The organism is Vreelandella sulfidaeris Esulfide1 (assembly GCF_054072535.1).
In genome coordinates, this window is sequence record NZ_CM133364.1 from 2,521,439 (window position 1) to 2,534,095 (window position 12,657).

The following is a 12,657-nucleotide window of genomic DNA, read 5'->3' on the forward strand; positions in this document are numbered from 1 at the left end:
AGCACTTTTAGCCAAGTACTTACAGCGTTGAATAAAGAGCCCCTGCAGGCAGTACGCCTTCTGCTAAATCGCCTACAGTGAAAGAGTCGATACTAGCTTAATGCCTAGCCAGGCGAATGATCAGAACGCACTGCCTACGGCGCCTTAGTTACCACCATGGTTGCCACAGCGCTGACTACGATGAGCAAGGAGTGTCAATGATGAATAGAACAGCCCCAAGCACCGTCCGCGACATCATGTCCCGTGATTGCTACCGCGTCTCACCAGAGGCATCAATCACTACCTTAGCCAAGGGGCTAGCCCTGCACCGCTTACCGGGGGCACCGGTGGTTGATGCTGCTGATCGTCTAATAGGCTTTATATCAGAGCAGGATGTAATAGGCCGTGTACTTGATAGTATTTATCATGATGACGAAGCACCGCTGGTTAAAGAGATGATGCGACATGAAGTACTCTGCGTGTCGCCGAATAAATGTATTACCGACTTGGCGCAGGAAATGCGTGGTCAAAAACCCAAAGTTTACCCGGTCGTTGAACAGCAGCGGCTGATAGGAATCGTAACACGACGTGATATCCTCATTGCTCTGTTGACTATTCGCAGCCATTAACGTTTATGGCAGTTACACTGTTTTAAGCCAGCTATAACAGCCAAGTAGCAGCCAAAAAAAACCGCTACTCAATGAGTAGCGGAAGCAAGGGATCAAAACAATAGAGCCAGAACAACAACTTTAGCGACTGCTATCGCGATGTTGCCTGTACTTACTCAGACACGCTGTGCTGGAAAAGTTCGCAAAAAAGTAAAATTTTCGACCTTGGTGACGTCAGGCGTATAATTAAAGGGCAATTCATCAACTGATAACGCCTGGGAGCACAGCGAATGGCGCTGTATTTATTAGTATTTGGGGTGTGCTTACTAGTGATTGGTGCGGTGATACTGGTATTGATGAACTCAAGCACCCCCCGCTATCGCACCGAACCGAAGGATTTATTGGCGCTGTTTGATAAAGCACTCAACAGCCAAGTGAGCGAAACCGAGTGGAATGCCATTATTGGTTATCCCATTCGACACAACGAATACTTGGACGGCATTAGACGACGTGCCGCGCATTTAATGGAGCAGCACGGGCGTCGCTGGATGATTGCTCAGGGTAAACCATTGCTCAATGAAGAGGGTCAGGCAGAGCTTAAGGCCCTTCGCGATCACTTGGCCGCCCATACGGCCCTCCGACAGCAGTAGCTGTTGCGGTTCAGGAGACCTGCTATGCCCAGCGTTATTCGACAAATTCCGTTAGCCAGCGCCACGCACCACCACTCGCACGATTTTCATCAGATCGTTATTACTATGTGTGGTTCATCAGAATTTGAAATTGAAGGGCTGGGTGGCCGTGTCAATGCGTTTTCGGGATGTATCGTGCCCGCTAACCATGAGCACTACTACTCAGGACATGGACATAATCGGCAATTGATTTTCGACTTGCCAGAAGATGCCCCTGCCTTAACGGGTGAAAACCGTGAATTGGTTGCACTGTTTGACGCTCCCCGCTTCTTTGGCTTAGACAACGCATTGCGTCATTACCTAGCCTTTATGGAAAGCGAGCTTGCTCAAGGGGTCGACACCTCCGCCAATTCCTTTCAGCAAGACCGTTTAGCCGCCACTCTACTGGGCTCACTCAAAGCAAGGTTAGGCTCAGCAATCAATCCCAACCAACGACGCTTAGACTTGACGCGTATAAATCGTTTTATCCGCCAGCATCTTGCAGAGGAGCTACGTGTCGCCGATTTAGCACGGCTTGTCTGCTTGAGTGAGGCGCATTTTTCCGACTGCTTCCGTGCTCAAACCGGGCTCTCCCCCTGGCAATACGTAAAACGCCAACGGCTAAATGCGGCTCGTCAGTTGATCCTGCAAAGCCGACTCCCCCTTACTGATATTGCACTCCAGACGGGTTTTTCCAATCAAAGCGCGCTTTCCCATGCGTTTCGGCGCAATTATGGTCTGTCGCCGCGCAAATTGCGCCAAGGGGATGTGTCGCCCGTAGCGATTGGTACTTTGAACTCTTCTCTAGGATCATTAGCAGGCCATTAGAGACTCAACTAAAGTCGCAACCTTATTCCTCTTGCCGAGGAATTGACACGTTTTACCGTGGAACCAACATACAACTGAAGTGGCGCCGCTCTACATTCGCTTATTAGCTTGGGCGTCATGCCCTGTTACCCATTCGTTCTGTTCAGACTTTCGGGGGCTTCAATGCTCAATGCCAAGAAAATGCGTGACCCTGCCATCTGGCAAACTGATCTCGACACTCTCATGGATCGTATTAGCGACCACTACATAGTGGACGAAAGTGCCTATGTCAGCGAGCTGATCGAAGTGCTGAATGCCGACCGCGATGACTTTGCCCGCATTGGAGCCAACACTGCTGCGCTGGTTGAGGATGTTCGTAAAATGGACACGGCCGTCGATACCATCGACGAGCTGCTGCAGCAGTACAGCCTGGATACCCACGAAGGCCTAATGTTGATGTGCCTAGCGGAAGCCATGCTGCGTATTCCCGACAAAGCCACCGCCGATGCCTTGATAGAAGACAAACTCGGCCCCGCCGACTGGCAGTCCCATGTCGGTAAAAGTGATTCATGGATGGTCAATGCCTCGACCTGGGGTCTATTAATGACCGGTCGCGTGTTGAAGATGGACCACCCTAAAGAAGGGCAACCCGCCAACTTCATTAATCGCATGGTTAATCGCATGGGCGAGCCGGTTATTCGCCGCGCCATGTATGAAGCGATGAAGATCATGGGCAAGCAGTTTGTACTGGGTCGCGACATTAACGAAGCCTTGAAGCGCTCCAAGCCGCTGTTCAATAAAGGGTACACTTACTCCTACGATATGTTGGGTGAAGCGGCCCGCACACGTGATGATGCCAAGCGTTATTTTGACGACTATGCCCGAGCCATCGAGCAAGTAGGTAAAACGTGCAAAACCTTAAGCGATAAAACCCCGGCGCCGTCGGTATCTATCAAGCTCTCTGCACTGCATCCGCGTTATGAGTTTGGTCGTCGAGAGCAGGTGCTCGCCGAACTGGTCGACACGGTTATCAAGCTGGTCAGCAAAGCGCGCGAGCTAGAGGTAGCCGTCACTATTGACGCGGAAGAAGTGGATCGCCTGGAAATCTCGCTGGAAGTCTTCCGAACGGTTTACGAAAGTGAGGCTGCTAAAGGCTGGGGGCACTTCGGCTTGGTCGTTCAAGCTTACTCCAAGCGCGCCCTGCCCGTACTGCATTACATTAATCGTTTGGCTGATCAGCAAGGAGACGAGATTCCACTGCGCTTGGTCAAGGGCGCTTACTGGGATACCGAAGTTAAAGAGTCTCAGCAGCTCGGGGTCGACGGCTACCCGGTGTTTACGCGCAAAGCGGGTACCGATGTGGCTTACCTCGCCTGCGCCCAGTTCCTGCTCTCCAATGACACCCGCGGGTGTATTTTCCCGCAGTTCGCTACTCACAACGCTCACACCGTGACGACTATTTTAGAATTGGCCAACCACGATAGCCGTCCGTTCGAGTTTCAGCGCCTTCATGGCATGGGCGAAGCTCTTTACGATGCTGCCCTTGAACGTGCGCCTAAAGGCACCTACTGCCGTATTTATGCCCCTGTTGGCGCGCATAAAGACTTGCTGCCTTACTTGGTACGCCGCCTGCTTGAGAACGGTGCCAACTCATCATTTGTTCATCAGTTGGTCGACCCGGATGTCCCGGTCGAGTGGCTATGCCAGCACCCAATCGAAACCTTGCGCAAGCAGAAGCATCTGGCCAACATGAACATTCCGTTGCCCAAGGATATTTATGGGCCCAAACGGCGCAATTCACGCGGTGTGAACCTGAATATCCGTAGCCACTACTATCCGCTTATGGAGAAGATGGCCGCGTTTATGGATAAGCAGTATTCGGTTAAGCCGCTGGTCGCTTTTGATATCGCTGACGACGCCTCTAATACCCACAGCGTTACGACCCCTTATGACCGCCGCCAAACCGTAGGTAGCGTCCAGTGGGCAACTAAAGAACAAGCCACGAAGGCGCTGGATGCTGCCTGGACCGCCTTCCACCGCTGGGATGCCACGCCCGTGGCAGAACGGGCTGCTATCGTTCGTCGCCTGGGCGATTTGATGGAAGAGCATATGCCAGAGTTAATGGCGCTTTGCTCGCGTGAAGGCGGCAAACTGCTCACTGATGGTGTCGACGAAATACGAGAAGCTGTCGATTTCTGCCGTTTCTACGCCATGCGTGCTGAGGAAGATTTCGGCCAGGTAATAGAGCTACCTGGCCCCACAGGCGAGTCCAATCGCTTGTTTATGGGTGGTAAGGGTGTATTTGCGGCGATTAGCCCCTGGAACTTCCCGGTGGCGATTTTCTGCGGCCAGGTTGTCGCAGCAGCGGTTTCCGGCAACACCGTGCTGGCCAAACCTGCAGAACAAACATCAATTGTGGCCCACCGGGTCATTGAGCTATTACACGAAGCGGGCATGCCACGTGATGTCGTACAGCTACTACCCGGTGATGGTCCCACAGTGGGTAGCGTGTTGACCTCCGACCCGCGGATCACCGGCGTTGTATTCACTGGTGGTACCGATACCGCGCAAATTATTAACCGCGCATTGGCAGCACGTGAAAATGCACCGCTGGCTACGCTGATTGCAGAAACCGGCGGGATGAACGCCATGATTGTCGACTCTACTGCCCTGCCCGAACAGGTCGTGGTTGATGTTATTCAATCAGCGTTTCAGAGCGCCGGACAGCGCTGTTCGGCATTGCGTGTCCTTTACCTTCAAGATGACGTAGCCGACCGGGTGATCGAGATTCTTGAGGGCGCGATGGCTGAGCTACATATTGGTGATCCTCGTGATTTAGGTACCGATGTAGGCCCCGTCATCGACGAAGATGCCCGTAAAGGGTTACTAGCGCATATCGAAAAATTAAAAGCCGAAAACCGGCTAGTAGCGGAAACGCCGATGGCCGCTGAACATACCCAAGATGGCACTTTCGTGGCGCCTGTCGCCTTCACTATTGATAGCATCGATTCGCTCACCCGCGAGCAGTTCGGACCCATACTGCATATCGTGCGTTACAAAGCCAGCGAGCTTGATAAGGTTATTAATGACATTAACGGTCGCAACTATGGCCTGACGTTTGGCGTGCATAGCCGTAACGAATCGTTTGCCGCAGAAATAGCGCAGAAAATGCGCGTCGGTAATGTTTACATTAACCGTAATATCATCGGGGCAGTGGTGGGTGTTCAGCCATTCGGTGGCCAAGGGCTTTCTGGTACGGGGCCAAAAGCCGGCGGCCTTCACTATCTGCATCGTTTTGTGACTGAGAAAACGATTACTAACAACACCGCTGCCTTAGGCGGGAACGCGTCGCTGCTGGCGCTAGGTGATGAGTAAGTCGCTCATCAATATCATTAACCTGAACTCCTAAACAGGAAACCATCTTATGGTCGACAATAATATAGGGATTGCCTCCACATTCATGGCCTATCTAGGCCTTATGCAGGGCGAAGGGAACCGTTCGTATCAACGTACAAACCACCTCTCCGACAACATTTCTCATGGGCGCTCGCCGGGGCCAGTCACGTGAATAAAAAAATAGGTTAACAAAAAAGACGGTGTTGCTACCGATTTCCATTCGGTAAAGGCGCTGAACCTGTCGGCGCTAGGGTTGTACGAAAAGTCGGCGAACGCAGGCATTTTTTCGTACAGAGCCTAGTTCCGTTCTAACGAACTGGAGAACTTTCATGGCTACTGGTGTTTGGATTAGTTTATTTGGTTACTTTGCGCTCATGATCGCCATCGGCGTTTACGCCATGCGCAAATCTACGTCTTCCTCAGAAGATTATATGCTGGGTGGCCGGACCCTCAGCCCACAAGTGGCGGCCCTTTCGGCCGGTGCTTCGGATATGAGCGGCTGGTTGTTGCTTGGTTTACCCGGGGCGATGTTCGTCTCAGGCCTGGGCTCCGCCTGGATCGGTATCGGCCTGCTCGTAGGGGCACTCTTCAACTGGATTTTGGTTGCACCGCGTCTGCGTGAACAGACGATTCACTACGGCAATGCGATAACCATTCCAGCTTTCCTGGCGAACCGGTTCCCAACACGCGCGCTGTCCCTGCGCACGGTATCGGCCATCGTTATCGTTATCTTCTTCGCGGTGTATACAGCCTCAGGCTTAGTGGCAGGCGGCAAGCTGTTTGAAAACGCGTTTACAGGCGTTTATAACTTTGGCGATATGAGCAACTACGGCATGGGTGTCATGATCACTCTCGGCGTGGTGCTTATCTACACCGTTGTAGGTGGCTTCCTGGCCGTGAGCATGACGGATTTCGTACAGGGCTGCATCATGATGTTAGCGCTGGTGATCATGCCTGCGGTGGTACTGTTCGGCGAAGGCGGTGGTGGCTTCTCCCAAGCATCACAGACCCTAAATGAGGTCGATCCCACGCTGCTATCCTGGACGTCGGGGCTCACCTTTATCGGCTGGCTGTCTGCGGTTACCTGGGGGTTAGGCTATTTTGGGCAGCCACATATCATTGTGCGCTTCATGGCCATCCGGTCACAAAAGGATGTTCCGATTGCCCGTAACATTGGCATGGGCTGGATGCTTATTTCCCTTATTGGTGCCGTTTCTCTGGGTATATTTGGTCGGGCCTATGCCATCCGTAATGGGTTGGATGTCGAGGATCCGGAAACCATCTTTATTATCCTAGCGAATCTGTTATTCCATCCGCTGGTCACTGGCTTTCTCTATGCTGCCCTGCTTGCTGCGGTCATGAGTACTATTTCCAGTCAGTTGCTGGTGGCATCATCATCGCTGACAGAAGACATCTATCGCCTGTTCTTCCACAAGAATGCAACCGAGCAACAGAGTGTGGCCGTAGGCCGTGTCTGCGTCGTGCTTGTGGGTATTGTGGCCGCCATTATTGCCTCTGATGAAGACTCCCAGGTATTGGGCTTAGTCAGTAATGCTTGGGCAGGCTTTGGTGCTGCGTTTGGTCCGCTGATTATCTTGTCACTGATGTGGTCACGTACCAATGGCGCCGGCGCTATCGCAGGTATGGTGGTAGGTGCCGCTACCGTCATGATCTGGATTGCCTTGGGTTGGAACGGTGAATTCATGGGTGGCCCTGGCGTGTACGAAATCATTCCTGGCTTCATCGCTTCTATGATTGCCATCATAGCCGTCAGCAGTATGACTGCCGATGCTGGTGAGTATCAGCACATCACCCGCTAATCAATAAGTGGGTTATGAGGCCTTCCCGTGTCAGGTACACCGATCTTGGGAAGGTCCATGCATTACAGCTCTTCTGAGCTGTATGCGATCGGGCCACCTTCGGGTGGCCTTTTTCATGGCCTCAGATCATTCTGTTAACAGCGAATCTGGCGCGAAGACAGCCAACCCTTGCCCTAGATCAATAATCCGTTGTCCCCTCTTCATTAGACTCTTAAACATCATGAAGTGGCTCATCAGTAGCCGCTTAGCAACGCCACTAGGAGTCAACTCATGCGTAAAGCCGCCCTTTCCACCTTACTCGTTTCCAGTATTGCCACTGCGGCATTGATGACCAGCAGCCAAGCATTCGCCTACGGCGCTGGCGACTTTTTCACCCGCGTTGGCGTTGCCAAAGTCGCCCCCACCAGCGACAACGGTTCACTGGCCAACGGTGCGCTATCAGTGGATGTTCAGGATGAAACCAATTTCGCGTTCACCTTGGGCTATCGCTTCCACGATAAAGTCGGCGTGGAACTGCTGGCAGCCCTGCCATTTGAACACGACATCCATTTAAACGGCGATAACCTTGCTTCCACCAAGCACTTACCGCCTACTTTAACGCTGCAGTACTACCCGCTGGGTGGCACGCAAGCTCGCGTACAGCCCTATATCGGCGCCGGTATTAACTACACGCACTTCTCCGATGAAGAACTGGCGATTGGTGATTTAGACCTTGATGACTCTTGGGGCGCCGCAGGCCAAGTAGGTGTCGATCTTCTGATTGATGATCATTGGGCGTTAAACGCTGCAGCTTGGTACATCGACATCGATACCGATGTCAAAGTGGGCGGCACAGATGCTGGCACCGTTGAGATCGACCCAGTCGTTGTGATGGCGGGCCTCAGCTACCGCTTCTAAGCCGCCTGTAGAACCGTTATTACGTATGCCACCTTATAAAGCCTGCCTTGCGGCGGGCTTTGTGCTTTCAATGACATGCCTCTTTAACAACCGCTCAGTTTTCTGTGACTAACTGGTCCACTTTCTCAACGGCCCGAACAACAAGCAGTTGGTGATGGGCGGGTGTTTTTTCCTGCTGCAAATAGGCCGCTACGGCGGGAGCAACCTCGCACTTGGCCGGCATGGCAGCCCGTGCATCAATTAATGCGTTCAAGCGAGCAATAAACACAAAGCGTATCCATTGAGGCAGCGTCATCGTATCGATGCAAAACGGCTGCTGGCTAGCAAATGCATCTGCATCCGGTGTCGGCATGCGCCATAAATTGGCGGCTTTCATCGACGCCTCAAGCTCAAGTAGCGCTGTCTGCAGCGGCTGATAAGTATCCATAAACACCTTAAAAAATGAAAAATTCTGTTGCCTGGTTATTATCCCCATTCAGTGCACGGCTTGCCAATTGAGATCGCCTGAAAAAAGTTATCCATAGACTCACAGAAAACCTGCACGAGCCTGTGGATAAACTATGGAAAGGTTTCGCCAGCCTTGCTCCCATGCGGCTTGCGTCCAGTTGTTTAATTTTTAACCGCACTGTCATTAACGGCAGGCATTAGCGCAATGTTTATCAATCACTGCGGCTGACAGTGACACATCATCAAGGTAGAGTGCAGGCTTGCAACGCGGAAGGATGTCATGCAACCGATTCAAACCCTTGATGAGTTTTTTACCCGCAGCGGTGCCGAGATCTCTCTCTATCATATGGGCCGGCACGTCGTTACTTGCCCGCGGGCGTCACTTGCTGCCTTTGAACGTGGCGAGATGGCTTGGCCAGAGCCTTGGCAAGGTCAAGCTCGTTTAGCCATTCTGTTTCAACTGGGCGATATGCCTGAACCTGCCATTTGGTTTCTAGCCCTGCCATTGGATGAACAGGGCATGCTTTCCCCTGCTCAGCGTGATGCGTTTTTAAATCGTCTTTTGGAAACGTTAGGCCGAGCTGTTTCTCAGGTAGGCCGTGAAGAAACAGCGGACGTGGACCATTTAATGAAGGATAATCCACTCGCCTTCACGCCAAATGTCACCTTTCAAGCTATGTTAAATGCGCGCGCTAACCATGATAGAGGGTTATCTGCCAGCCAGCATTTTGAACCAGTGGACGCGTACCTTAGCGGTCAACAAGCGATTGACTGGCAGGCGTTGGGATTACAAGGGATTGCCGATTACGTCGTAAGGATGGAAACACGTGACGCTGAATCACTAGCGCTGCGACTATCGACGTTGCCTACCGCCGTTATCCACTCTGTGTGTTACTGTTTAGAGCATCAGCCACTGCCAGCGGCACTCGTTGCCGCGCTGCATGATTGCGGCGAGTCCGCCGCACAAACGGGCGACATGGAGACTTTATGCGCCTGCCTGCGTGGAGTGGGAAATACAAAGGGTTCAGCGGTGGGCAATTGGTACACGGCTTTACTCAACGACACAGCAGCCTGTGGTCCTGATGTACTAGCAGCCATCGCGGGGCGCGGCTGGCAACATCTTGAAGATGCTCAGCGTTTACCACTTTTTCTGCAACGCTTGGCCGAAGATGCGCACAGCGACTTTGCCGCCGTAGTGCGTGACCTTGCTCTTATCCCACGGTTGCGCTTACCGGTCATGATGGCACTGCGGGATGCACCGACTGATTCTCCTATTCAACGCCGTTTAAACTTGATGCTGTCGCAGAGAAAGGCATGATCTGATGTTGCCACTTTTAATGACAAGGAGTGAGCCGTGAAGGAATTACCCTATCAGGCCAAGGCGGTCATTGGCCGCCGTGAGATGGTGACGTTACCTGAGCTAGGGCTTCACCTGTGCTGTAAAGCAGACACTGGCGCGCGGACGTCTGCGTTGCATGCAGAAGAGCTAGAGACGCATGAAGATGAACATGGTCAGCTGTGGGTCAGTTTTATAACCCACAGTGGCGGGCCAACAACACCGGCCCACCGATACAGTTTGCACTTGCATGATCGACGCCGAGTCACCAGTTCCAACGGCCATAGTGAGTGGCGCTATGTTATACGCACCCCTATGCAAATGGGCGATTTGAATTTTCCGGTTGAACTGACCCTGACTGACCGCAGCAACATGCGCCACCCCATGCTACTAGGACGTCGTGCCATGCGTCGCCTGCTAGTTGCACCCGGTGCTGCATTTTTGCACGGTGAGCCATAATCCTTTTATTAGTCGCCTTACTATAGGCTCGGAGTCTCTTTACATGCATATCGCTCTGCTCTCACGCAATCGCAACTTGTACTCTACCCGCCGCTTAATTGAAGCCGCAGAGCAACGTGGGCATACCGCTCGTGTAGTGGATACGCTGCGCTGCTATATGAGCATTACCTCGCATCACCCCTCAATCCATTATAAAGGCGAAGAGATTGAGCCTTTTGATGCAGTGATCCCGCGAATTGGTGCTTCGGTCACCTTTTACGGCTGCGCGGTGCTGCGCCAGTTTGAAATGATGGGTACCTACGTTATCAACGACAACGTTTCTATTACCCGCTCACGGGACAAGCTGCGTTCACTGCAGCTATTATCGCGCAAAGGGCTGGGACTACCGATTACCGGCTTTGCGCACTCACCTGATGATATTCCCGACCTGATCACTATGGTTAAAGGCGCCCCGCTGGTGATCAAGCTGCTTGAAGGTACCCAGGGAATTGGCGTGGTATTGGCGGAAACCAACCAGGCCGCTGAATCCGTCATCCAAGCATTCATGGGAATGAAAGCCAATATCATGGTGCAGGAGTACATCAAAGAGGCGCGCGGTGCTGACATCCGCTGTTTCGTTATTGGTGATAAAGTAGTGGCCTCAATGAAACGTCAGGCGGCGGATGGTGAATTCCGTTCGAACTTACACCGCGGTGGCACCGCCAGCGTCATTCGGATTACCCCGGAAGAACGCTCAACGGCCATTCGTGCCGCCAAGGCCATGGGCCTACGCGTGGCGGGTGTCGACTTGTTGCGTTCCAATCACGGCCCGGTGATTATGGAGGTTAACTCTTCGCCTGGATTGCAGGGGATTGAGAACGCCACTGGCAAGGATATTGCTGGCATGATCATTGAACACATTGAAAAAAATGCCATGCCTGCCCGTAAAGCGCCACCCAAGCCTAAAGGCTAAGGCAAAAATATTAAAATAATCCGATTCAGGGGTGGCAAATCGACGCTGCCCCCCCCACAATCTGCGTCACCGAAGGAGGTAGACGCTCATGTTTCTCGATAATCGCCAAGTGGCGATGGACAGCGTATTGGAAGCGCTGGCCGATAGCATTGATTATTTCCAAGACAATATCGAACGCCTGCGGCCCTCACTGCGCGACGCTTTAAAGCCCCATTATACTGAGCGGCTTAAGCAGATGCGTAAGCTGCAGGAGCTTGCCCGTGCGCATTTGAAAATGCTGCCTCGTGATGCAGACGTTGAACGCGATGACTTTTTATGGCTGTGGAGTCGCCTAAAAAGCTTTGTGGGTAACGATAGCCAAGTGTTGATCAATGAACTGCTAGAGCAAGAGCGCGTTTTGATGCAAGCTCTCTCCTCGCTCTTCACGCATCCCTTACCCGACCCTATCGAACCGGTGGTAGAAGAATGTATGCAGGGATGCCGTAAGCTGATCCGCGAACTGTATGCGCTGCAAAAGCGCAAAACGCACCGCTAAGGATTGGAAACGGTTGTAGGTTTGTAGAGCTAAGGGGCTGTAAAGCGTTCGTTTAACGACGGTAGGATAAGGTCTATGGGTGCCCGTTCCTTAAGTTCAATAGGTTCCGGCGTACCCAGAAAATAGGGCTCACGTCCCCATATATATAGATCACCCAGAGTGGCAACGCGTGCGGCCCATTCGCGCAACTTCAAATGCCACCCGACGTTGACAGTCGCGTCATCCGCCACACAACCTGTGACATCCATACCCAATGCACGGCCTATATATATGGCACGGGGAAGGTGCCAGCCCTGAGTGATCAGTAGCGTTTTATCCAGCTGAAAGACATCACGCGCACGCACCAGTGTGTCGTAGGTGCTAAAGCCAGCAAAATCCATAGTCATCTGTTCAGACGCTACGCCGCGACGATAAAGTTCGCGCCACATCGCCCGTGGCTCGTTATACGCCTGGGTACGATTATCCCCAGACAGCAACAGATGATCGACCTGAGAATGTTCAATTAAACTGGCAGCAGTCCGCATACGTGCATGGAAATGCGGATTACGCACGCCACTACGGGTCCAGTGCGACGTACCAAAAACAATACCCACGTCAGTAGGACGGCATTGCTGTGGCTGACGCTCAATATAAGCAGCTGTGGTAGCCAATACCCAAAAATTGCCACCTATAAACAGCAATGTCGCCAGCAGCAAAAGCGCTCCTAGCGACATTAATAAACGCCCTAACCATTTCAACAAAATGTTATGCATC

At 52.5% G+C, this 12,657-nt stretch carries 12 protein-coding genes; 10 read left to right on the forward strand and 2 right to left on the reverse strand.

Annotated elements, in window-relative coordinates; translation table 11 throughout:
* Positions 1 to 200: 200 nt before the first annotated feature.
* The 6 genes from ACW44H_RS11820 (at position 201) to ACW44H_RS11845 (ending at position 8,175) form a co-directional block, all read left to right on the forward strand.
* Positions 201 to 608: a CBS domain-containing protein gene (locus tag ACW44H_RS11820; RefSeq protein WP_113270880.1), complete on the forward strand. Its 408-nt coding sequence runs from the start codon at positions 201 to 203 to the stop codon at positions 606 to 608.
* Between the two features lie 269 nt (positions 609 to 877).
* Entirely contained in the window at positions 878 to 1,237 is a 360-nt protein-coding gene (locus tag ACW44H_RS11825) for a hypothetical protein (RefSeq protein WP_113270835.1), read from the forward strand.
* Positions 1,238 to 1,261: 24 nt separating this feature from the next.
* A complete protein-coding gene (locus tag ACW44H_RS11830; protein WP_113270836.1) occupies positions 1,262 to 2,083 on the forward strand; it encodes an AraC family transcriptional regulator in 822 nt (273 codons plus the stop codon).
* Between the two features lie 162 nt (positions 2,084 to 2,245).
* The gene (putA, locus tag ACW44H_RS11835; RefSeq protein ID WP_457504654.1) at positions 2,246 to 5,437 is read left to right on the forward strand and encodes a bifunctional proline dehydrogenase/L-glutamate gamma-semialdehyde dehydrogenase PutA; all 3,192 of its coding nucleotides are present in this window, start codon (positions 2,246 to 2,248) and stop codon (positions 5,435 to 5,437) included.
* A 350-nt stretch (positions 5,438 to 5,787) separates the two neighbouring features.
* Positions 5,788 to 7,278 (forward strand): sodium/proline symporter PutP, encoded by a 1,491-nt coding sequence (gene putP, locus ACW44H_RS11840; protein WP_457504655.1) that lies wholly within the window; start codon positions 5,788 to 5,790, stop codon positions 7,276 to 7,278.
* 270 nt (positions 7,279 to 7,548) lie between these two features.
* Entirely contained in the window at positions 7,549 to 8,175 is a 627-nt protein-coding gene (locus ACW44H_RS11845; protein WP_457504657.1) for an OmpW/AlkL family protein, read from the forward strand.
* A gap of 94 nt (positions 8,176 to 8,269) precedes the next feature.
* Here the strand turns inward: ACW44H_RS11845 and ACW44H_RS11850 are convergent, their stop codons facing one another.
* Positions 8,270 to 8,602, reverse strand: coding sequence for a YqcC family protein (locus ACW44H_RS11850; protein WP_457504659.1), 333 nt, complete (start codon positions 8,600 to 8,602; stop codon positions 8,270 to 8,272).
* A 300-nt stretch (positions 8,603 to 8,902) separates the two neighbouring features.
* Here ACW44H_RS11850 and ACW44H_RS11855 point away from each other — a divergent pair, with 300 nt between their 5' ends.
* The 4 genes from ACW44H_RS11855 (at position 8,903) to ACW44H_RS11870 (ending at position 11,904) form a co-directional block, all read left to right on the forward strand.
* A complete protein-coding gene (locus tag ACW44H_RS11855; protein WP_457504660.1) occupies positions 8,903 to 9,940 on the forward strand; it encodes a DUF3549 family protein in 1,038 nt (345 codons plus the stop codon).
* A gap of 36 nt (positions 9,941 to 9,976) precedes the next feature.
* Positions 9,977 to 10,417 (forward strand): ATP-dependent zinc protease family protein, encoded by a 441-nt coding sequence (locus ACW44H_RS11860; RefSeq protein WP_113270841.1) that lies wholly within the window; start codon positions 9,977 to 9,979, stop codon positions 10,415 to 10,417.
* Positions 10,418 to 10,460: 43 nt separating this feature from the next.
* Positions 10,461 to 11,369, forward strand: coding sequence for a 30S ribosomal protein S6--L-glutamate ligase (gene rimK / locus ACW44H_RS11865; protein WP_113270842.1), 909 nt, complete (start codon positions 10,461 to 10,463; stop codon positions 11,367 to 11,369).
* A gap of 88 nt (positions 11,370 to 11,457) precedes the next feature.
* Positions 11,458 to 11,904, forward strand: a complete 447-nt coding sequence (locus ACW44H_RS11870) for a hypothetical protein (RefSeq protein ID WP_113270843.1) — start codon at positions 11,458 to 11,460, stop codon at positions 11,902 to 11,904.
* Positions 11,905 to 11,933: 29 nt separating this feature from the next.
* Here ACW44H_RS11870 and ACW44H_RS11875 read toward each other — a convergent pair whose 3' ends face one another.
* Complete coding sequence (locus ACW44H_RS11875; RefSeq protein WP_457504662.1) at positions 11,934 to 12,656, reverse strand: SanA/YdcF family protein; 723 nt, start codon at positions 12,654 to 12,656, stop codon at positions 11,934 to 11,936.
* Position 12,657 lies beyond the last annotated feature (1 nt).

Bases quoted from the DNA above. Each gene is read 5' to 3' on its own strand.
- putA (WP_457504654.1), top strand. From the start codon at position 2,246: ATGCTCAATGCCAAGAAAATGCGTGACCCTGCCATCTGGCAAACTGAT.
- rimK (WP_113270842.1), top strand. From the start codon at position 10,461: ATGCATATCGCTCTGCTCTCACGCAATCGCAACTTGTACTCTACCCGC.
- ACW44H_RS11825 (WP_113270835.1), top strand. From the start codon at position 878: ATGGCGCTGTATTTATTAGTATTTGGGGTGTGCTTACTAGTGATTGGT.
- ACW44H_RS11850 (WP_457504659.1), bottom strand. From the start codon at position 8,602: ATGGATACTTATCAGCCGCTGCAGACAGCGCTACTTGAGCTTGAGGCG.
- ACW44H_RS11855 (WP_457504660.1), top strand. From the start codon at position 8,903: ATGCAACCGATTCAAACCCTTGATGAGTTTTTTACCCGCAGCGGTGCC.
- ACW44H_RS11820 (WP_113270880.1), top strand. From the start codon at position 201: ATGAATAGAACAGCCCCAAGCACCGTCCGCGACATCATGTCCCGTGAT.
- ACW44H_RS11875 (WP_457504662.1), bottom strand. From the start codon at position 12,656: ATGCATAACATTTTGTTGAAATGGTTAGGGCGTTTATTAATGTCGCTA.
- ACW44H_RS11870 (WP_113270843.1), top strand. From the start codon at position 11,458: ATGTTTCTCGATAATCGCCAAGTGGCGATGGACAGCGTATTGGAAGCG.
- ACW44H_RS11830 (WP_113270836.1), top strand. From the start codon at position 1,262: ATGCCCAGCGTTATTCGACAAATTCCGTTAGCCAGCGCCACGCACCAC.
- ACW44H_RS11845 (WP_457504657.1), top strand. From the start codon at position 7,549: ATGCGTAAAGCCGCCCTTTCCACCTTACTCGTTTCCAGTATTGCCACT.
- putP (WP_457504655.1), top strand. From the start codon at position 5,788: ATGGCTACTGGTGTTTGGATTAGTTTATTTGGTTACTTTGCGCTCATG.